16 protein-coding genes and 2 tRNA genes are annotated in these 22,110 nt (G+C 53.3%); 7 read left to right on the top strand and 11 right to left on the bottom strand.

Annotation, left to right across the window (positions count from 1 at the left end; all coding sequences use genetic code 11):
* Positions 1-180: 180 nt before the first annotated feature.
* The 4 genes from acnB to AO726_RS17905 all read left to right on the top strand — a co-directional run bounded on the left by acnB (position 181) and on the right by AO726_RS17905 (position 8,318).
* Positions 181-2,790, top strand: a complete 2,610-nt coding sequence (gene acnB / locus AO726_RS17920; protein ID WP_058069480.1) for a bifunctional aconitate hydratase 2/2-methylisocitrate dehydratase — start codon at positions 181-183, stop codon at positions 2,788-2,790.
* 170 nt (positions 2,791-2,960) lie between these two features.
* Positions 2,961-4,202, top strand: coding sequence for an alanine transaminase (alaC, locus tag AO726_RS17915; RefSeq protein ID WP_058069479.1), 1,242 nt, complete (start codon positions 2,961-2,963; stop codon positions 4,200-4,202).
* Positions 4,203-4,929: 727 nt separating this feature from the next.
* Complete coding sequence (locus AO726_RS17910) at positions 4,930-7,218, top strand: ATPase, T2SS/T4P/T4SS family (RefSeq protein WP_058069478.1); 2,289 nt, start codon at positions 4,930-4,932, stop codon at positions 7,216-7,218.
* Entirely contained in the window at positions 7,215-8,318 is a 1,104-nt protein-coding gene (locus tag AO726_RS17905; protein WP_058069477.1) for an ATP-binding protein, read from the top strand. The genes AO726_RS17910 and AO726_RS17905 overlap by 4 nt, the downstream gene beginning before the upstream one ends.
* Positions 8,319-8,500: 182 nt before the next feature.
* On the opposite strand, the gene AO726_RS17900 is transcribed toward AO726_RS17905, so the two are convergent.
* Entirely contained in the window at positions 8,501-8,824 is a 324-nt protein-coding gene (locus tag AO726_RS17900; protein ID WP_241492144.1) for a hypothetical protein, read from the bottom strand.
* Positions 8,825-9,153: 329 nt separating this feature from the next.
* Here AO726_RS17900 and AO726_RS17895 point away from each other — a divergent pair, with 329 nt between their 5' ends.
* Together AO726_RS17895 and AO726_RS17890 are read left to right on the top strand one after the other, a co-directional pair.
* On the top strand, positions 9,154-9,906 hold the full coding sequence (locus tag AO726_RS17895; protein ID WP_058069475.1) for an SDR family NAD(P)-dependent oxidoreductase: 753 nt from the start codon (positions 9,154-9,156) through the stop codon (positions 9,904-9,906).
* A 381-nt stretch (positions 9,907-10,287) separates the two neighbouring features.
* Positions 10,288-12,333, top strand: coding sequence for a hypothetical protein (locus AO726_RS17890; protein ID WP_152987323.1), 2,046 nt, complete (start codon positions 10,288-10,290; stop codon positions 12,331-12,333).
* Between the two features lie 516 nt (positions 12,334-12,849).
* Here the strand turns inward: AO726_RS17890 and AO726_RS17885 are convergent.
* From AO726_RS17885 to AO726_RS17840, 10 genes are all read right to left on the bottom strand, one after another.
* Positions 12,850-12,926, bottom strand: a tRNA-Pro gene (locus AO726_RS17885).
* A gap of 79 nt (positions 12,927-13,005) precedes the next feature.
* A complete protein-coding gene (locus tag AO726_RS17880; protein WP_058069474.1) occupies positions 13,006-13,362 on the bottom strand; it encodes a MerR family transcriptional regulator in 357 nt (118 codons plus the stop codon).
* Positions 13,343-13,645 carry an integration host factor subunit alpha gene (gene ihfA / locus AO726_RS17875; protein ID WP_058069473.1) on the bottom strand — a complete coding sequence of 101 codons (303 nt, stop codon included), beginning with the start codon at positions 13,643-13,645 and terminating at the stop codon, positions 13,343-13,345. The genes AO726_RS17880 and ihfA overlap by 20 nt, the downstream gene beginning before the upstream one ends.
* Positions 13,646-13,648: 3 nt before the next feature.
* The gene (pheT, locus tag AO726_RS17870; protein ID WP_058069472.1) at positions 13,649-16,027 is read right to left on the bottom strand and encodes a phenylalanine--tRNA ligase subunit beta; all 2,379 of its coding nucleotides are present in this window, start codon (positions 16,025-16,027) and stop codon (positions 13,649-13,651) included.
* 42 nt (positions 16,028-16,069) lie between these two features.
* Complete coding sequence (gene pheS, locus AO726_RS17865) at positions 16,070-17,086, bottom strand: phenylalanine--tRNA ligase subunit alpha (protein WP_058069471.1); 1,017 nt, start codon at positions 17,084-17,086, stop codon at positions 16,070-16,072.
* Positions 17,087-17,181: 95 nt separating this feature from the next.
* Positions 17,182-17,538 carry a 50S ribosomal protein L20 gene (gene rplT / locus AO726_RS17860; RefSeq protein ID WP_058069470.1) on the bottom strand — a complete coding sequence of 119 codons (357 nt, stop codon included), beginning with the start codon at positions 17,536-17,538 and terminating at the stop codon, positions 17,182-17,184.
* A gap of 26 nt (positions 17,539-17,564) precedes the next feature.
* Positions 17,565-17,759, bottom strand: a complete 195-nt coding sequence (rpmI, locus tag AO726_RS17855; protein WP_058069469.1) for a 50S ribosomal protein L35 — start codon at positions 17,757-17,759, stop codon at positions 17,565-17,567.
* A 60-nt stretch (positions 17,760-17,819) separates the two neighbouring features.
* Positions 17,820-18,371, bottom strand: coding sequence for a translation initiation factor IF-3 (infC, locus tag AO726_RS17850; protein WP_177330570.1), 552 nt, complete (start codon positions 18,369-18,371; stop codon positions 17,820-17,822).
* Positions 18,371-20,293 (bottom strand): threonine--tRNA ligase, encoded by a 1,923-nt coding sequence (gene thrS, locus AO726_RS17845; RefSeq protein ID WP_058069467.1) that lies wholly within the window; start codon positions 20,291-20,293, stop codon positions 18,371-18,373. Before thrS ends, infC begins: the two co-directional genes overlap by 1 nt.
* 241 nt (positions 20,294-20,534) lie before the next feature.
* Positions 20,535-20,611 (bottom strand) — tRNA-Val (locus AO726_RS17840).
* 185 nt (positions 20,612-20,796) lie between these two features.
* Between AO726_RS17840 and AO726_RS17835 the strand changes: the two genes are divergently transcribed.
* Positions 20,797-22,080 (top strand): NAD(P)/FAD-dependent oxidoreductase, encoded by a 1,284-nt coding sequence (locus AO726_RS17835; RefSeq protein ID WP_058069466.1) that lies wholly within the window; start codon positions 20,797-20,799, stop codon positions 22,078-22,080.
* The last annotated feature ends 30 nt before the right edge of the window (positions 22,081-22,110 follow it).

Below are 22,110 nucleotides of genomic sequence, written 5' to 3'. Positions count from 1 at the left end.
ATCACGGTTCTGCACCAGCCCTCATCTAACCCGTCCTGCCGGCGTAAAACTTTGAAAGCAGCTTCTTCAGGAAGATAACGATTCAAGGCAGAACGGCCCATAAAGCCGAGATGCGCTTGGAACGCTGTTTTCTGGATCGCGTTCCGGTTAGTCCCGGAACAACTGATGAGGGTAATAACTGTGCTTGAAGCCTATCGCAAACATGTAGCAGAGCGTGCCGCTCAGGGTGTCGTGCCCCAGCCGCTGAACGCCGAACAAACCGCAGGCCTGGTCGAGCTGCTGAAATCCCCGCCGGCTGGTGAAGAAGAGTTTCTTCTTGATCTGATCACCAATCGCGTACCACCAGGAGTTGACGAAGCAGCCTACGTTAAGGCGGGCTTCCTCTCTGCCGTTGCCAAAGGCGAAGCTACCTCCCCGCTGATCGACAAGAAGCGCGCAGTTGAACTGCTCGGCACCATGCAAGGTGGTTACAACATCGCCACCATGGTTGAGCTTCTCGACAGCGCTGATCTTGCAGAAGTCGCTGCAGAACAACTGAAGCACACCCTGCTGATGTTCGACGCCTTCCACGACGTCGCTGAGCGCGCCAAGAAAGGCAACGCTGCTGCCAAAGCAGTGCTGCAATCCTGGGCTGACGGTGAGTGGTTCAAAGCCAAACCAGCCGTTGCTGAAAAGATCACCTTGACCGTGTTCAAGGTGCCAGGCGAAACCAACACTGACGACCTGTCTCCAGCTCCGGATGCTTGGTCGCGTCCTGACATCCCGCTGCACGCCCTGGCCATGCTGAAAATGGCCCGTGACGGCATTGAGCCGGTTCAGCCGGGCGCTGTTGGCCCGCTGAAACAAATCGAAGAAGTTAAAGCCAAGGGCTACCCGGTTGCTTATGTAGGTGACGTTGTAGGTACTGGCTCTTCCCGTAAGTCCGCTACCAACTCGGTACTGTGGTTCTTCGGTGACGACATTCCTTACGTACCGAACAAGCGTGCTGGTGGCTTCTGCTTCGGCACCAAAATCGCTCCGATCTTCTACAACACCATGGAAGACGCCGGCGCTCTGCCGATCGAATTCGATTGCACCAACCTGGCCATGGGCGACGTGATTGACGTTTACCCGTTCAAAGGCGAAGTGCGCCGCAATGGCAGCGATGAGCTGGTAACCACCTTCGAACTGAAAACCGACGTGCTGTTGGACGAAGTTCGTGCTGGCGGCCGTATCCCACTGATCATCGGTCGCGGTCTGACTGAAAAAGCCCGTGCTGAGCTGGGCCTCGGCGCTAGCGACCTGTTCAAGAAGCCAGTTGCTCCTGCTGACAGCGGCAAAGGTTTCACCCTGGCTCAAAAAATGGTTGGCCGTGCTTGCGGTCTGCCAGAAGGTCAAGGCGTTCGTCCGGGCACCTACTGCGAGCCTAAGATGACCACCGTTGGCTCCCAGGACACCACTGGCCCGATGACCCGTGACGAGCTGAAAGATCTGGCTTGCCTGGGCTTCTCCGCCGATCTGGTAATGCAGTCCTTCTGCCACACTGCTGCTTATCCGAAGCCGATCGACGTAACCACGCACCACACCCTGCCTGACTTCATCAAGACCCGCGGCGGTGTTTCCCTGCGTCCAGGCGACGGCATTATCCACAGCTGGCTGAACCGTATGCTGCTGCCGGATACCGTTGGTACTGGTGGTGACTCCCACACCCGCTTCCCGATCGGCATCAGCTTCCCGGCTGGTTCTGGCCTGGTAGCCTTCGCTGCTGCCACTGGCGTAATGCCGCTGGACATGCCGGAGTCGGTACTTGTTCGCTTCAAAGGCAAAATGCAACCTGGCATTACCCTGCGTGACCTGGTTCATGCCATTCCTTACTACGCGATTCAGGCTGGCCTGCTGACCGTAGAGAAGAAAGGCAAGAAGAACATCTTCTCTGGCCGCATCCTTGAGATTGAAGGCCTGAACGAGCTGACCGTAGAGCAAGCGTTTGAGCTGTCCGACGCCTCTGCCGAGCGCTCCGCTGCAGGTTGCACCATCAAGCTGCCGGAAGAGTCCATTGCCGAGTACCTGAAGTCCAACATCACCCTGCTGCGCTGGATGATCAGCGAAGGCTACGGCGATGCCCGTACTCTGGAGCGTCGTGCTCAAGCGATGGAAGCCTGGTTGGCCAAGCCACAACTGCTGGAAGCCGACAAAGACGCCGAATACGCTGCCGTTATCGAAATCGACCTGGCCGACGTCAAAGAGCCTGTGCTCTGCGCGCCGAACGACCCGGACGATGCCCGCCTGCTGTCCACAGTGGCTGGTGACAAGATCGACGAAGTGTTCATCGGTTCCTGCATGACCAACATCGGTCACTTCCGCGCTGCTGGTAAGCTGCTGGACAAAGTCAAAGGTGGCATCCCGACTCGTCTGTGGCTGGCTCCGCCAACCAAGATGGATGCTCACCAGCTGACCGAAGAAGGCTACTACGGCATCTACGGCAAAGCCGGTGCGCGCATGGAAATGCCGGGCTGCTCGCTGTGCATGGGTAACCAAGCTCGCGTGCAGACAGGTTCGACTGTGGTCTCCACTTCGACCCGTAACTTCCCGAACCGCTTGGGTGACGCCACTAACGTGTACCTGGCATCGGCCGAACTGGCTGCTGTCGCTTCGATCATCGGCAAACTGCCGACTGTTGAAGAGTACATGGCGTACGCGAAAGACATCGACAGCATGGCTGCCGACGTTTACCGCTACCTGAGCTTCGACCAGATCGCTGAATTCCGCGAAGCAGCTGCTAACGCGAAGATTCCAGCCGTTCAGGTTTAAGCAGTAAAAGCGTCATGAAAAGCCCCGCCTTGTGCGGGGCTTTTCTTTGCCATATATAAACGGGGAACAACACTAGACAGATCAACTGCGTCGGCATATCTTCGCCATCGGCCAGCACACTGGCCAACGTCGCTCGGACGGTTCCGGGCGCTTACGTCCTCGAGGAAAGCATGGCTGAACAAGCTCCGCGCCGCTTTGCGCGCATCGATCGTCTCCCCCCTTACGTTTTCAATATCACAGCTGAACTAAAGATGGCCGCACGCCGCCGTGGCGAAGACATCATCGACTTCAGCATGGGTAACCCTGACGGGGCTACGCCGCCACATATCGTCGAGAAATTGGTGCAAGTCGCTCAACGCGAGGACACTCACGGTTATTCGACTTCCCGCGGCATTCCGCGCCTGCGTCGCGCCATTTCGCGCTGGTATCAGGATCGCTACGACGTCGAGATCGACCCGGAAAGCGAAGCCATTGTCACCATCGGCTCTAAAGAGGGACTGGCTCATCTGATGCTGGCTACCCTAGATAGTGGCGATACCGTTCTGGTACCTAACCCCAGTTACCCGATTCATATCTACGGTGCTGTGATTGCAGGCGCGCAAGTGCGCTCTGTGCCGCTGATTCCGGGCGTGGACTTCTTCAATGAGCTGGAACGGGCCATTCGCGAGTCGATTCCAAAGCCGAAGATGATGATTCTAGGTTTCCCTTCCAACCCGACTGCTCAATGTGTCGAGCTGGACTTCTTCGAGCGTGTGGTTGCACTGGCCAAACAGTACAACGTGCTTGTGGTGCATGACTTGGCCTATGCAGACATCGTGTACGACGGCTGGAAAGCTCCGTCAATCATGCAAGTGCCCGGCGCTAAAGACATTGCCGTTGAGTTCTTTACTCTGTCCAAGAGCTACAACATGGCTGGGTGGCGCATCGGCTTTATGGTCGGCAACAAAGAACTGGTCAACGCCCTCGCCCGCATCAAGAGCTACCACGACTACGGCACCTTCACCCCGCTACAAGTGGCTGCCATCGCAGCGCTCGAGGGGGACCAACAATGTGTACGCGATATTGCCGAGCAATATCGCCAACGCCGCAACCTGTTGGTTAAAGGCCTGCATGAGCTGGGCTGGATGGTCGAAAACCCTAAAGCGTCCATGTACATCTGGGCGAAAATTCCAGAGCAATATGCCCATTTGGGTTCGCTGGAGTTCGCGAAAAAGCTGCTGCATGAAGCCAAGGTTTGCGTATCTCCAGGCATTGGTTTCGGTGATTACGGCGATGATCACGTACGTTTTGCCCTGATCGAAAACCAGGACCGTACCCGTCAGGCAATCCGAGGAATCAAAGCGATGTTCCGCGCGGATGGATTTGAACCAGCTAAAGACAGTAAAAGTCGCAAACACTCTTCTGGCAGCTAATTGCAGCACAGGTGGAGTACCGGCACGCCCCACTCCACCTTCCCCGCCTTCGCTACTGACTCAGTAATTCGACAGACTGCCCCCCTCATTAGCTCAAATGCTGAGCACAGCTAAACACTGCCTTAAAAGGCCAAAGTGTGGCTGAGTCTCCCTTAACGGCATTAACACTTCAGAAGTAGATAGCAACTTGTGCCCAATCGCCCAATAGTGCCTGCCAACCAGAGCTTATTAGCAACATTGTTAATCATTCATTCGCCAATTTGAAAAGCATCTTAATTGACACCTTGGCATACACCCCCAAAAAAACAAATCAAACCAGCCAATACCATCTATACAATAATCAACTCTAAACAATTTAGAACCAATTATAAATTTAGATTCTGATCAAAATTCACAATTGATCAAAGCTACACCCAAAAGCAGCTAGATCAAACAAATACCAAAACACCATCCCCAAAACTTGGCATTTCATTACGCCCAAGACTTTTAAATTTGCAGAATTTTGCAGTTTCAATGGCGCACATCAAACACAAAGCTTCTAAAAAACAATAGACTAGAACAACACCTGCTAACAATTGTTGCTACCCAGTCGCGCACTTCGGCACTATTTAGCTATAACCTGGAATATCAACCAATTAATAGTTGTTAAATTAATAATTAAAAACATACCAAAGATCGCTCGTAAACCTAGGTGCATTTAACATTAGCACTGCAGTAGGAGTATTTAATGGAAAACAATCACCCCAGGATTCGCTCGGCGTTAAGATCTGTTTCTAGAAGTGACTTCATCAACGGAAAAGATCTGCCGCTTTCCACGACTGGGCACTCAATCCCAAGGGCTGAGGTAGTCGGCCTTATTTTGTCGATTCTTCCAGATATAAGCCCTACCGATGTAGTCATGCATGTTGGAGGCGGCTCAGGATATTTTGCTGCCGTACTTTCTCAGCTCGCCTATAAGGTCTTTTACATCGAGCAAAACAGCTATTTAGCAGAAGCCGCCAAAGAGCGGTTCATGCGCCTAGGCCTCGACAACATTGTCGTAATTGCGCAACCGGCAGAGTCTAATTTCGAGCTAGACAGCCAATGTGACCTCGTTCTATGCACGACTTTTATATCCAACATTCAAAAGCTCCAAAGTTATCTGCGCGAAGGCGGGAACTTGGTGTGCCTTGAGGATAAAATAGGCACTGAATCTACACTGTCTATGTACGTAAAGTGCAGTGGTAGACTTCAACGCGCTCAATCGCTTGGCCGCGTAGACTTCAACCGCAACTCCGAACAAATTCTCATCGACATGGGGATGGTCAGTGAACCATCACTCGAGCAAGCCAAAGCCCAGGCCGCGGCTGAAGGCAGCAATGTACTGGATATCCTTAACCGCAAACTGAATGTTGAGGAAGTAAGCTTATATCGCTCATTGGCAATTCAACGCGATATGAAGTTTGTGGATGCCGACACACTCATACCTTCTCTTAACGTTGCACTGTTCCGCCGTTTCTCCAGAGCGTTTCTGGATTTATCGCGGCTTATTCCCGTTGCGCAAAGTGATACAACTCTAACATTTATCACCGATAACCCAGATGCACGGGCTGACATGGTGGAGCGCTTAAGCCCCAATCTCAGCGTAGAGTGTTGGTTGGTGACGCCTACAGACTTCAGACGCGTTTGGTCCGCTCTCAACCTGTGCGCTCAAGGGCGGCGTTTTGCCGCAGAACACGCATCACCCGCGCAGCTTGACGACGTGCGCGCGCAGCAATCGGATCCAGAAGAAACGGATGAAGTCGAGGAAGACCGTGACCATGTCAGTCCGTATCTCGTTTCAGTCTACGAAGCCATTCTGATGGATGCGGTCAGGAATAAGGCTAGTGATATTCACATTGAGAAGTACGGTAAGCGTGTACGCATACGCCTACGGGTGGATGGCGATCTACAAGACTTGCCGCAGTATCCGCTGAGCCCTCGTGAATTCAGAGGAATCATTAACGTCATAAAGTTGCGTGCAGCCCTCGATATTGCCGAAAGCAGGCTCCCACAAGGTGGTCGCTCCCGCTTGCAACTGCGGAACATGTCTTACGACCTGCGCGTTCAAGTTCAGCCCTCGCACCATGGTGAGTATGCAGTAATCCGCTTACTGCCTCAGACGGGCCGCGCGATGACAGTTGCCGAATTGGGCATGTCTCCCCTCATTGGCTCCTACTACGAACGCTTGTTGGACAACCCAGCAGGCCTGGTTCTTGTCGTTGGCCCTACAGGCTCAGGTAAATCAACGACTCTTTATGCAGGCCTGCAAAATTTGGCGGATGATGGGCGTCGCAAAGTGATTACAGTAGAGGACCCCATCGAATACTCGATCGACAATGTGCAACAAACTGCTGTCCGCAGTGATATCGGCTTTAACTTCGCCGATGCAATGCGCTCCTTTGTACGGCAGGACCCGGACGTAATCATGGTCGGTGAAATCCGTGACAAGGAAACTGCACTAGAGGCTATCCGCGCCTCACAAACCGGTCACATTGTTCTATCAACACTGCACAGTAACGACGCCGTCGATTCGCTGCAGCGTTTGTATGATCTGGGGATACACCCCAACTCGATTGCGGCAGAGCTATTGGCTGTTATTGCGCAGCGCTTAGCCAAACGAATTTGTAAACATTGTCGCCAACCCGCTGAGCCCGACCCTGAAATCCTTGCAGAGCTGTTCCCGGACGGCGCTCCTGATGATTTCCGTTGTTTCGAAGGCAAGGGCTGTGAAAACTGTGGTGGCCGGGGAACACGCGGCCGCGTAGCAATCATTGAATACATGGGTGTGGATGACGACATCCGCAATGCTATATCGAGCCAGCCTCCGATCGGAGAGTTACGCTGGCGGGCGCTCGACTCCGGGCTGATCACCATGCGTGACAGCGCTATCGATCATGTAATTGAGGGCGTGATTCCCATGTCCGAATTGCCACGAATTCTTCCCAAAGAGCGTATGGCACCTGAAGTTCGTGGTGGTCGGAGGAAATCGATATGAGTACTACAGCTAACGCTAAAAAGTCTGCTCAGCGCCAACCAGCAGAAATCATCTTTAAAGCTGAGTTGCAAAGGCTGGCAGCCATGGATCTTGGGCCTGTACCGCCGGGCTGGCGGATGTCCCCTATTGCAGTAGAAAAGTTCATCTTGGGCGATGAAAACCTAGGCATTGAGCGTAAGTTTGTAGCTGATCGCGCCATGGTCACTCGTATTATAATTTCACTTTGCACAAATCGTGGCTGCTTGCTAGTGGGCGAACCTGGCACAGCAAAATCCTGGCTGTCAGAACTGTTGGTAGCGGCTATTTCAGGGAATTCCACGTTGACCCTGCAAGGCGGTGCTGTAACCCAAGTACAGCAGCTGCTCTATGGTTGGAACCCAGCCATTCTCGCCAGTCAGGGCCCTTGTTACGAGGCGTTAGTGCCTAGCCCCTTGCTGCGCGGGATGATGGAAGGTCGATTGGTGCGATTTGAGGAGATTGCTCGATGCCCCCAGATGTTGCAGGACGCCCTTCTCTCGATTCTTTCTGACCGCGTTGTAGTAATTCCTGAAATTGCCGGTGATGACGGGATTATTCTTGCGCGGGAGGGCTTTAACTTGGTGGCCACCTCTAACAGTGTTGATGCCGGCGTACATGAAATGAGCGCAGCACTCAAACGTCGTCTCGACTTCGAGGAAATTCGTCCCATCAAAAACCTCCCCGATGAGATAGGTGTAGTCCTGCGGGATGTCAAAAAGGCTAATGAGCGCGCTGGTCTCAAGATGGAACTCGATACCAAGCTGATCGAGGTGCTGGCCACGATGTTTCACGAGTTGCGGAATGGCCAAACCATGGACGGTCGCAGCACAAGCCGTCTCGCGGGCGCTGCAATGTCGACAGCAGAAGCTGTATCTGTTGCCCACGCAGCTTGTCTCAACGCCTGGTATTACGGTGGAGGTAAAATGACCGTAGAGAATCTAATCCATCACATTATTGGTTCTGCACTCAAGGACAATCCCGACGACCGCAGAAGGCTTAAACATTACTTCGAAACGGTTGTGGGGCTGCGCAAAGAGTGGCCGTGGTCTGAGGTCTATGCGCTGCGATCATTAATCCAATAACACTCAGCCGTGTCGCGTTTGGCAAGCAATGACCTGCACACGGCCATTGGTCCTAAGTATAGCCCGTGGCTGGCCTGCCCCTTTGAGGTTCGCCAGCCCAGCCTGCCCAATCCTTCGCACTCACAGCGGTGACCTGCTCTACAATTTAAACTATCTGCAATTTATTGGACGACGACACACATCTAGCTGTCATGGCTGGAATAATCCAACACTGTCCACAGACGACGTTCCGCTTGGCCCAGCTGACAAGCATGGCTGTCTACACCTGACTGATTGTGCACATGCATCAGACTTGTGATGCCATCTGCGGCATCCGAACGCTCAGTGAGCCACTGCATGCGCCCGCAATTTTGGGTTTCGATAACATAACTGGCTGCGACAGTTGCCCCCTGGCTGCCCGATTTGATGACATCGACAACCACCCCTTGTTCCCGGATGCGTATACCGTCAGAAACCTGCACGGCCCATGCTTGATCGTCATCGATTACCAAATAGGCCCCATTCATCTGTGGCTGCTCAAGTTGCGGCTGTGCACACCCCGTCAAAAAACCCATCAAAAAGCAAGTAATTAGCAGTTTTGGCATTACCTCTAACTCCTCAGTCAACTGAATTCGACATCAGGCCCGCAGTCATCTCTGCAACTAAACACCCCGCGCCGATGCACTATCAGATAATACTGGTTGTTTGTACAGTGTTTTTTTGCACCTTCGAATGCCTGACCTTATGAACCCAACGGGACCATCCCAGCACCACCAACAATGCACCTTTCGGGACTGGATTTGAGGATGAGACACAATCAGTATGAGCAGATAACAATCAAAAAGAGTCGGACACCATGTTGAAAGGCAAAGTAGCGCTCATCACAGGATGCAGTTCAGGAATCGGTCAAGGCGTTGCCCTCGCTTATGCAAGAGCAGGTGCCAAGGCTGTAGTGGTTAACTTTCCCAATGAGTCAGAGGCCGCTAACGCAGGTGATGTCTGCAAAAGCTTGGAAGAACTGGGCTGCACGGCTCTTGCTGTCTGCGCAGATGTCGCCAGTCAACATGAGGTTGCTCAGATGGTTGAGCAGTCGCTGAATGCATTCGGACGCATAGACATTTTGGTCAACAACGCAGGCATCACTCACAACCATGCCGTTGAAGAGCTGCCAGTAGAAGTATGGGACCGCGTTATGGCCGTGCACTTGCGCGGCACATTTCTCACGACTAAGTCCGTGCTGACACTGATGTATAAGCAAGGCTCTGGAAGAATCATTAACACCGTATCCCAGCTAGCCTACAAGGGCGCACCAGGACTCAGCGCTTACACCGCAGCAAAGGGCGCGATCATTTCTTTTACACGTTCCGTAGCCCTTGAGATAGGTGCCCCTGACATCACCATTAACAGTGTTGCACCGGGCGCGACTCTCACCCCCATACTCCAATCTGCACCCAACGAGACCTTACTGGCCATTAAAGCTGGTATTCCATTAGGGCGCCTTGCTGAAGTCGATGACATTGCCCCGAGCTATGTCTTTTTGGCCTCAGATGCTGGTCGCCACTTCCAGGGGCAGTGCATCAGCCCCAATGGTGGCGATCATTTCCTGTAGTACACAAGTTGGTCGCAACTAAGTTACCCGAAAGTCTTTGAAGATTACGCTGTCAGTGTGCAGTGAAATTAGATAGCATTTCGCCATTCATTTGCCATCACTGCACTGTAGACTAGTGCTGCACTAAGGAATAAGAATTTCCTTTTGCGTAGAGTAATGCTGCCCTGCGCTTTGCAGTGTTGGTGTTTATATCAGGGTCTTAAAACACTCTGATTGACTAATAAAAAGCTGTCGCCAACAGCCGGAATGTCGACGATGAAAAAAAATAAAGACAATGACGTAGTTTCCAGCGTGTCTGAACCGCGTACCGTTGGACATACCGTGCTTACCTCCCTTGAGCTTCCTGAGGCTCAACCCAAGCGAGTTGGCGGTGAGCAATGCATGTACTTCACCGAGCATGATATTGACCGCATTCTCGAGAACCTTGATGGCCTGCGTGATCGAGTATTCCCAAGGCTACATGGCGAAGATCCCGTCGATGTGCGTCACTCCCAGCACTTCCCGTCGGTATGCCTGATAGGTCTGGGGCGCTGTGGTTCCAACATCGCGCTTGATGTCGCCTCACTCGTTTACAACGCCCGACGTTTCTATCTGAACGAGTTCAGCAGCCAAGAAAAAAATGGCTCCGATCAACGTCCGGCAGGCTGGTTGCGCAGCAACCTGCGGCTGACCGGCAGTCGTGCTGTCAAACCTGTGTTTCTAATTGAACCACTGGTGATGCTTGGAGATTTGGACAAGGACATTGAGGGGCGCATCCGCTTCTCACGCAAAGCGGAGACCAGCGGCTTTCTAGATGACTACAGCAAGATGAAAATCATGGACTTGTCTGAAGTCCATGCTGGTGGTGCCGGTAACGCACCAATACTTGGTCAGTACCTAGCTAAGATCATCCTCAATAAGGACACCCAACGATTCTCCAATGCTGACTGGAAATACATCCACAGCTACCTCATTGACTCCTGCGGGATTAAAGCTAACCAATCGCGCTTGTATTTCTACATCTTCAGCGCCGGCGGCGGTACTGGTTCAGGCATGGCTTCAGAGTTTGGCCTGGCCCAACAATTCGCTTACATGAGCAAAACCTTCGACACCAAGCAAGAGAGCAGTAGCGAGGACAATCGCGGCCACTCCTTCGTCTTTGAGCCTATCTTCACCAGCGGTATCTGCATCCTGCCAAACATCTCAGATCAACGCATCGAGATGTCCGAGGCCCTACACATCAACGCCGGCCGCTTGTTGTGCAAGTACCTCGCAGAGGAGTGGGATTTTTCTTATAACTTCGACAGCGATGAGGCCGGCGAAGAAAGCGTTATGCGGCGCATCCGGCCGTGGAACGCCATGATGCTGATTTCGAATGACATCATGCGTTACGCCGAAGAAAGCGACGGCGGCAACGTTCAAAACATTGACGTGAACGCAATGGAGCGCCACGCCAACCAATACATATCACAGCAGATTTTTAACATCCTAACCGCCCAGGCTGTGACCACAGATTACGATCAGAACTACTTCCGCCGCGCCGGCATCGACATTGGCGAAACCATCCGCCTCGATGCCAACGACCTGTTCATGAGCCTTGCAGGCCCAGTAGCCGTTGCATATGCCGAATCCGTTGTTGCAGAACAGGCACCGCCCGCCACCGACAAATTCAAGGTGTTTGAAAAAGAACAGCCCAAGCTCAATATTGATGACCTGTTCTTCCGCTCGATCGATTTGCCGCATTTCAACAAAACCACTCAAGCCATCGAAGGTATTAGCCTGTTACCGATCGAGGCTAAGCGCTACCGGGCAGCACTTGAGCAGTACAAAAAATCCAACTTTGATGCCAGCGCCCTTAGTGATTTGCATTTCTTCAAGAACTGTTCATCGGTGGTATCCATTGTCTCGTTGCCGAAGGATTACAAGCTCTCCTATATGGACTTGAACCGGCTCAAGACTCACCTTAACAGCCTGTTCCCAAATACCACGCTGAAACGCTACGCCTTGGTGATTGGAGCCTCGGCCAACCTTTCGCTGACGACCCTAATCGTCAAAAGTCCGTGCCTGTCAGACGACTTCCTGACATTGATCGTCGCCTTCATCAAGCGCTGCTTTGCCCGCGACCAATACCGCTACGACGAAAGCCTTGATAACGCCATGCTGGACTTCATCATTTCTGAAGAATTCGATGAAGAGCGCATAGAGGCTATGCTCAACGAGTACGAAAACCCGGCAAAGATCCTCGATACCAATTGGTACGCGATCAAACCGATGTACGAGAAGAAATTTCGCGAACTGATTAATGATCAGGAAAAGTTTGTTTCAATCAACGATATACGCCTCTCTCGCGAGAGCGTGAAAAAGGCCATCAAGTACCTGCGCGAGATCTACCGACACCGCGTTGGCAAAACGCGCGTAATCTCGCTTAACGACTACAACAAGGGTTAAGGCACCGGTAGGGTAAATCACATCGCTCCCGCATCCGGATGCGGACTGGTAAGTGGCCTGATCTCCAAACAGCTTCAGGCCACTACATCCCATCCTCTCACCACCTTAAATTTCACGTGGCAGTCAATTAACCAAGCATCAGGTTGCTCGCATGATCCTGTATGCATGCCAAGCTGGACAAAACCGCCCCTGTTTTGCACGGATCAGAATCAACGGCCTAAAACACACATTCGCACGCGCGCTGCGAACGGCCGGGGTTTCCCATGAGTACAAGCTTGCATCACTGGGTCACAAAAGTAGCAACGTCGCCAGCGACTACTCAGCGCTAGTGCTGGACCGGTGATCATGGCGCCGACTAAGGTTTCAGTTCCCGACAACCCGCCCCCGCTCTCACGCTACTCTCGTGGCAAAAGGATGCGACAACATAAAGTTCCGCAAAAGTCCCGCAGCCAGGCTGTTCAAATAGGCATAAAAAAATCCAGTCACCGCTAAGTGACTGGATTTTCTAGGGATTTTTGGTCGGGACGGAGTGATTCGAACACTCGACCCCTTGCACCCCATGCAAGTGCGCTACCGGGCTGCGCTACGCCCCGACGATGTTTCCGACTGCTCGAAAACGTCGAAGACTATACTATAAGCTTCTGAATTATGGAAACTTTTTTGAATAGCCGATTACTTCTTCAGAACCATCAGCACATCTTCAAGCTCGGTGATCATTTGCTTGATCAGCTGCTTATATTGAGTGCTGTCGTCTTTAGCCTCATCACCAGACAACCGCTGTCGGGCACCACCGATGGTGAAGCCCTGATCGTAAAGTAATGCCCGAATCTGCCGGATCATCAGGACATCCTGACGCTGGTAATAGCGTCGGTTTCCTCGCCGCTTAACCGGATTGAGCTGCGGGAACTCCTGCTCCCAATAGCGCAATACATGCGGCTTCACAGCACACAGTTCACTCACCTCACCTATGGTGAAGTAACGCTTCCCGGGTATCGTGGGCAGTTCGTCGTTATGGCTTGGTTCCAGCATAAGCCTCAACCCTGGCTTTAAGTTTCTGGCCGGGGCGGAAAGTCACGACACGGCGCGCCGTGATCGGAATTTCCTCCCCCGTTTTTGGATTACGACCGGGGCGCTGACGCTTGTCGCGCAAATCAAAATTACCGAACCCCGAGAGTTTGACCTGTTCGTTAAGCTCCAGCGCTTGGCGGATCTCTTCAAAGAACAGCTCCACCAATTCCTTGGCTTCCCGTTTATTCAGGCCCAGCTCTTCATACAGACGTTCTGCCATCTCAGCTTTCGTCAGAGCCCCCATACGCTACTTCCTTAACGTGGCGTTGAACCTTTGTTCCAGGGAGGTGAGGATATTCTGTGTTGTCGTACTCACCTCATCGTCATTAAGAGTGCGCGATGGATGCTGCCAGGTCAAGCCAACTGCAATACTTTTTCTATCAGGATCAATACCTTTTCCTACATAGACATCAAACAGCTTGAGGTCTGTCATCCATTCCCCTGCTGTTTCACGAATTGTATTGAGCAGGCTCTGAGCCGGAACATCGCGATCTACCAGCAATGCCAAGTCACGACGAACTTCTGGGAACTTGGAAAGCTCCTGGAATTTCGGCATCTGGCCGCGGGTGATTTCACTCAGCAGCAACTCGAACATGAACACAGTCTGGTCAAGATCAAGCGCTTTAGCCAACTCCGGATGAATTGCACCGATGTAACCGACCAGTTTTCCATCACGCTCGATGCGCGCAGTCTGACCGGGATGCAGTGCAGAATGCTCACCCGGTACGAATGAGAAACTGCCAGCAGCACCGGCACTTGCCAGCAATGCTTCAACATCTGCTTTAACATCGTAGAAGTCGACAGTCTCACGACCATGGGCCCAAGCTTCTGGCAGACGACCACCGCAAACAACGCCGGCAAGCATCGGCTCTTGCTGCAACTCTTCCAGCTGACCAACAAAGCGCAGACCGCTTTCGAACAGACGAACACGCGACTGCTGACGATTGAGGTTATGCTGCAGCGCCTTAACCAAGCCAGGCCACAGTGACGAACGCATCGCAGCCATATCAGCCGAGATCGGGTTTGCCAGCATTAACGGCGCAACACCTGGAGCGAACAACTCAAACAGTTTCGGATCAATGAAGCTGTAAGTGATTGCCTCCTGATAGCCTCGCGCAACCAGCAGGCGACGCAGCACTGGCAGATCGACCGCGGCCTCAGCTTTCGCCTGCGGAGCCAGGCGTGCCTGCGGGTAACGCACCGGCAGACGGTTGTAACCATAGAGACGGCCCAACTCCTCGATCAGATCCACCTCAATACTGATATCAAAGCGATGACTTGGAACAGTTACCTGCCACAGCCCCTCACCTGCTGCAGCTACAGTCAGGCCGAGTCCGGATAGAAGCCGCTCGATTTCAGCACCATCCATACGCAGGCCAAGCATCTGCTCGACGCGCTCAGCACGTAGTGTAATCGGTGCAATCTGTGGCAGATGCTCCTGGCTCGCGGCCTCAACGACCGGGCCTGCCTCACCACCTACGATCTCCAGCAAAAGCGCTGTTGCACGCTCCATGGCTTCGCGGGCCAACTGCCAGTCAACACCACGCTCATAGCGGTGCGATGCATCGGTATGCAAGCCGTAGGAGCGCGCCTTGCCTGCAATGGCAATGGTGTCGAAGAAAGCGCTCTCAAGGAAAATATCCTTAGTCGTTGCGCTGACACCGCTGTGCTCACCACCCATCACACCGGCAATCGCTAACGCACGCTGATGATCAGCAATAACCAGCGTATCAGGACGCAGGGTGACTTCCTGACCGTCGAGCAGAACCAGCTTTTCGCCCTCTTCCGCCATGCGCACGCGAATACCACCATTGATCTCGGCAAGGTCGAACGCATGCAGAGGCTGCCCCAACTCAATCATTACGTAGTTGGTGATATCAACGGCCGCATCGATGCTGCGGATATCGGCACGACGCAGGCGCTCAACCATCCACAAAGGCGTTGGGCGGGACAGGTCTACGTTACGAATGATTCGACCGAGGTAGCGCGGGCAGGCATTCGGTGCCAACACGTCTACACTGCGGACCTCATCGTGCGCCACTGCAACACTGGCCACTTGCGGTCGGGCAACTGGAACGTCGTACAACGCCCCTACTTCGCGCGCCAATCCGGCAAGGGACAGGCAGTCGCCACGGTTCGGAGTCAGGTCTACTTCGATACTGGCATCATCCAGCTGCAGATAGACGCGGATATCTTCACCAACCGGCGCATCAGCCGGTAACTCCATCAAACCATCGTGGTCATCGCTGATTTTCAGCTCAGACGCAGAGCACAGCATGCCGTTGGACTCAACACCACGCAGTTTGGCTTTCTTGATTTTAAAGTCGCCAGGCAGCTCTGCACCGATCATAGCGAACGGAATTTTCAGACCCGGACGCACATTTGGCGCACCACAGACAACCTGGAAGGTTTGGCTGCCGTTGCTCACCTGGCACACGCGCAGCTTATCGGCGTCCGGATGCTGCTCAGTACTGAGCACCTCTCCCACAACAACACCACTGAACTGACCAGCCACCAACTCTACGCTGTCGACTTCCAGCCCAGCCATGGACAAACGGGCTACCAACTCATCACGGGAAACCTGCGGGTTTACCCAGCTGCGCAGCCATTGTTCACTGAATTTCATCCTGCTCTCCTCAACTATTCGGTTACGTTCATGCGGCTGGTGCTAGCGGAATTGCGCCAGGAACCGCAGGTCGTTATCGAAGAACAGTCGTAAGTCGTTGACGCCATAGCGAAGCATCGCCAAGCGTTCAACCCCCATACCGAAGGCAAAGCCGGAGTATTTCTCAGGATCAATGCCAGACATGCGCAGCACATTCGGATGCACCATGCCGCAGCCCATCACTTCAAGCCAGCCGGTCTGTTTGCACACGCGACAGCCCTTGCCGCTGCACATCACACACTGCATATCCACTTCAGCGGACGGCTCAGTGAATGGGAAGAAGGACGGACGGAAGCGTACGCCCAGCGGCTTCTCGAAGAATACGCGGAGGAACTCCTCAATAGTGCCCTTCAGATCAGCAAAGCTTACGCCCTCATCAACCAGCAGGCCTTCTACCTGGTGGAACATCGGCGAATGGGTAATATCGGAGTCACAGCGATAAACACGGCCCGGGCAAACAATGCGGATCGGCGGCTGCTGGGACTCCATGGTGCGCACCTGTACCGGCGAGGTATGGGTGCGCAGCAGCATATTGGCGTTGAAATAGAACGTATCGTGCATAGCACGGGCCGGGTGATGCCCCGGAATATTCAACGCTTCAAAGTTGTGATAGTCGTTTTCGACTTCAGGGCCTTCGGCAATGCCGTAGCCGATGCGGGTGAAGAACTGCTCCACACGCTCAAGAGTACGTGTAACCGGATGCAGACCTCCGGAGGTCTGGCCACGGCCGGGCAACGTCACATCAATTTTCTCTGCAGCCAACTTGGCACTAAGGGCAGCCTGCTCAAGGGATGCCTTACGCTCATTCAGCGCGTCCTGAACCTTGTCTTTGGCGGCATTAATCAGCGCACCGGCTTGCGGACGCTCTTCAGCTGAAAGATTGCCCAGGGTCTTCATCACCTGAGTCAATTCGCCTTTTTTACCCAGATACTGAACACGCAGTTGCTCAAGGGCGTTCACATCGTCGGTGTGGCTAACGGCCTCAAGCGCTTGCGAGACCAGCACATCCAGATTTTCCATTTAAAGACTCCAGATACGAAATAGGGGAAGAGCTTGAAGGCTCTTCCCCTATTGGTGACGTTTAGCACCGGGCGAGCCCGGAGATTGTCAGGGACTTAAGCCAGTACGGCTTTCGCTTTCTCGACAATCGCAGCAAACGCCGCTTTTTCGTTCACTGCCAGATCGGCCAGAACCTTGCGATCGATCTCGATGGACGCTTTTTTCAGGCCAGCGATCAGACGGCTGTAGGACAGACCGTTAACACGAGCACCAGCATTGATACGAGCGATCCACAGAGCGCGGAACTGACGCTTACGCTGACGGCGGTCACGGTAGGCGTATTGGCCTGCCTTGATCACTGCCTGCTTGGCAACGCGGAATACGCGCGAGCGCGCACCGTAGTAGCCTTTAGCGAGTTTCAGAATTTTTTTGTGACGCTTACGAGCGATAACGCCGCGCTTAACACGAGCCATGAGTAATTTCCTCTAACCTTGACCGATTAACGAACGCGCAGCATGCGCGCCACTTTTGCTACGTCAGACGGGTGAATCAGGCTGCTGCCCCGCAGTTGACGCTTACGCTTGGTGGACATTTTGGTCAGGATGTGGCTCTTGAAAGCGTGCTTGTGCTTGAAGCCAGTAGCGGTTTTAAGAAAACGCTTGGCTGCACCACTCTTAGTTTTCATCTTTGGCATGTTCGGATACTCCGCATTCAATTGATAAACATAACCGCAAGGCCTGCCGTGCCCTGGTGGTTACTTCTTCTTTTTGGGGGCGATGACCATAATAAGCTGGCGTCCTTCCATCTTAGGGTGCTGTTCGACGGTGCCGTATTCAGCGAGGTCAGCTTCAACCCGCTTCAACAACTCCATACCCAGCTCCTGATGCGCCATCTCACGACCACGGAATCGAAGCGAAACCTTGGCCCTGTCCCCCTCACTAAGGAAACGTACCAGGTTGCGTAGTTTTACCTGGTAATCCCCTTCCTCCGTCCCTGGACGAAACTTGATTTCTTTAACCTGAACCTGTTTCTGGTTCTTTTTCGCTGCGGCTATCTGCTTCTTCTTTTCGAAGAGCGACTTGCCGTAATCCATGATGCGGCAAACTGGAGGTGTTGCATCGGCAGAAATCTCTACCAGATCCAGCTTGCTCTCATCAGCGATTCTAAGCGCTTCATCAATCGAGACGATGCCAATTTGCTCGCCGTCAGCGCCAATTAACCGAACCTCGCGTGCCGAGATATTCTCGTTGATCGGGGCTTTCGGTGCAGCTCGTTTATCTTGTCTCATATCACGCTTAATAATGATTACTCCAAACCTTGGCGACCACGCCGGGAAATCGCCTGTGCGAGCAGTTCAGTAAATTGGGTGACAGGCATAGAGCCCAGGTCAGCGCCTTCACGGGTGCGCACAGCGACAGTTTGCGTCTCAACTTCCCTATCCCCAATAACCAAGAGATATGGAACCTTGAGCAAAGTATGCTCGCGGATTTTAAAGCCTATCTTCTCGTTTCTCAAGTCGGCTTTGGCACGGAAACCGCTTTGATTCAGAGTTTTTTCAACTTCCAGAGCAAAATCAGCCTGTTTATCGGTGATATTCATCACCACAGCCTGTGTCGGAGCTAGCCACGCAGGGAATGCCCCCTCGTAGTGCTCAATCAGAATACCGATGAAACGCTCGAAAGACCCCAGGATAGCGCGATGCAGCATTACGGGCACTTTACGAGAGTTGTCCTCTGACACATAGCTGGCCTCAAGACGCTGCGGCATGTTCGGATCGTACTGCAGCGTACCGCATTGCCAGGCACGCCCCAGGCAGTCCAGCAAGGTGAACTCAATCTTCGGGCCGTAGAAGGCACCCTCACCCGGCAAATACTCCCAAGGCAGACCTGCCTCGTTAAGCGCATCAGCCAACGCCTGTTCGGCACGATCCCAGAACGCATCATCACCCACACGCTTAGCTGGGCGGGTCGACAATTTCATCTGGATATCAGAGAAACCAAAGTCGGAGTACACCTGCAAAGTCAGCTTGATGAAGTCTGCAGCCTCTTTCTTCACCTGCTCTTCTGTACAGAAGATGTGCGCATCGTCCTGAGTGAACCCACGCACACGCATAATACCGTGCAATGCGCCAGATGCTTCGTTCCGGTGGCAGGAGCCAAATTCAGCAAGACGCAGCGGCAGCTCACGATAGCTTTTCAGACCCTGGTTGAAAATCTGCACGTGGCACGGGCAGTTCATTGGCTTGATGGCGTAATCGCGACTTTCTGACTCAGTGGTGAACATGTTGTCAGCATAGTTACCCCAATGGCCGGATTTCTCCCACAGAATGCGGTCGACCACTTGCGGCGTGCGCACTTCCTGATAGCCATTTTCACGCTGAACACCGCGCATGTACTGCTCAAGCACCTGGTAGATAGTCCAGCCATTCGGGTGCCAGAACACCATACCTGGCGCCTCTTCCTGGGTATGGAACAGATCAAGGCGCTTACCGATTTTACGGTGATCACGCTTCTCGGCTTCTTCAATACGCTGAATGTAAGCAGCAAGCTGCTTCTTATCCGCCCAAGCAGTACCGTAAATGCGCTGTAGCTGTTCGTTTTTGGCATCGCCACGCCAATAGGCACCTGACATCTTGGTCAGTTTGAATGCCTTAAGGAAGCGCGTATTTGGCACGTGTGGTCCACGACACATGTCGACGTATTCTTCGTGGTAGTAAAGCCCCATTGCCGTTTCGTCCGGCATGTCATCAATCAGACGGAGCTTGTAGTCTTCACCACGGGACTTAAATACCTCGATGACTTCTGCGCGCGGCGTCATCTTTTTGATGACGTCGTAATCCTTGTCGATCAGCTCACGCATGCGCTGCTCGATTGCCACCATGTCTTCCGGCGTAAAAGGACGCTCGGCAGAGATATCGTAATAGAAACCTTCATCAATGACCGGGCCGATCACCATCTTTGCGGACGGGAAAAGCTGTTTGACCGCGTGCCCGACGAGATGCGCGCAGGAGTGGCGGATAATCTCAACGCCTTCCTGGTCTTTAGGGGTAATGATCTGCAGCGTTGAATCGTCAGTAATCAGATCGCACGCATCGACTAGCTTGCCATTAACTTTGCCAGCCACTGTAGCCTTAGCCAAGCCCGCACCGATGGACTGAGCCACCTCAAGAACGGATACCGGTTGATCGAATGTACGCTGACTGCCGTCGGGAAGAGTAATGATGGGCATGGCGCCTCCTCTCCTAGTGGTGACCTCTACCAAAGGCCACATGGGTTGGGATGAGCCAGTAAATGATTCGGCGGTATCCCTGCCATACAGTGGCAGGAGCTTTAGCCAACCAGAACCGAACCAGAGTCACTGGAAGTTGTAAACGCGCTACTTTAGCAAACCCGCGCAAGTTCGCGTGTGGATTTACCGTATTTCAGGCAATAAAAAAGGGCCGCATAAGCGACCCTTTTTCTACCAAATCTGGTAGGCACGATTGGACTCGAACCAACGACCCCCACCATGTCAAGGTGGTGCTCTAACCAACTGAGCTACGTGCCTGCTGTGGGTGCGCATTCTACTGACGCCGCAATCAGTGTCAACAGATTTTTTCGCTAACCCTCTGAATAATTGTAATTTTTACGAATTCAGCAACCTAAGTTCTTTTGATTCAGCCCACTAGCCGGCCATTTTCAACTCAGGTAGGATCGGCTCACTCGTAAAAAATAAAGAACAGAGGTTGCAAAATGGCGCACACACCTTACCCGCAGTCCTATTACGCAGCATCGGCCAATCCGGTTCCGGATCGCCCAGAGCTCAATGGTGAAGTAGAAACAGATGTGTGTATTGTCGGTGCCGGTTATACCGGACTGTCGACCGCCATTGCCCTACTCGAGAATGGATTCAAAGTAGTGATTGTCGAAGCTGCCAAAGTTGGCTTTGGCGCTTCAGGCCGTAACGGTGGACAAATCGTTAACAGCTACAGCCGCGACATCGACGTTATTGAACGCACGGTCGGCCCACAGCAAGCCAAACTGCTGGGTGATATGGCATTCGAAGGTGGCCGCATCATTCGCGAGCGCATCGCCAAATACAACATCCAGTGTGATCTCAAAGACGGCGGCGTATTCGCAGCCAACACGCCCAAGCACATGAAGCACCTTGAGGCGCAGAAGAAACTGTGGGAACGCTACGGCCACACCCAGCTGGAGCTCATGGATGCCCAACGCATCCGCGAGGTTGTTAATACGGACCTATATGTAGGCGGCATGCTGGATATGAGCGGCGGCCACATTCACCCACTTAACCTGGCTCTAGGCGAAGCAGCTGCGGTTGAATCGCTTGGTGGCGTCATTCATGAGCAATCCCCGGCAACTCGCATTGAACGCGGCGCGAACCCGGTCGTGCACACACCTAAAGGTCGCGTTAAGGCTAAGTTCGTAGTGGTAGCCGGTAACGCTTACCTGGGCAACCTGCTTCCCGAACTGTCAGCGAAGTCCATGCCATGCGGCACTCAGGTGATCACAACTGAACCTCTTTCCGATGAGCTTGCACAATCGCTGCTGCCACAGGATTACTGCGTTGAGGACTGCAACTACCTACTCGATTACTACCGTCTTTCCGGCGATAAACGCCTGATCTTCGGCGGCGGTGTAGTTTACGGCGCACGCGATCCGTCCAACATTGAGGCAATTATCCGACCGAAGATGCTCAAGACCTTCCCGCAATTGAAGCATGTGAAGATCGATTACGCGTGGACAGGCAACTTCCTGCTGACCCTATCACGCCTGCCGCAAGTGGGCCGCCTGGGTGACAACATCTATTACTCGCAAGGCTGCAGCGGCCACGGCGTGACTTACACCCACCTGGCCGGTAAGGTGCTGGGTGAAGCCTTACGTGGCCAGGCCGAGCGCTTTGATGCCTTTGCCGGGCTACCGCACTACCCATTCCCTGGTGGTCAGCTGTTCCGCGTACCATTTACCGCTATCGGCGCTTGGTATTACTCACTGCGCGACAAGTTTGGACTCTAAGTTCCAGGCACAAAAACGGCACCGTAGGGT

The organism is Pseudomonas sp. TTU2014-080ASC, from assembly GCF_001446935.1.
GTDB lineage: Bacteria > Pseudomonadota > Gammaproteobacteria > Pseudomonadales > Pseudomonadaceae > Aquipseudomonas.
This window is presented reverse-complemented; position numbering and strand designations above follow the sequence as displayed.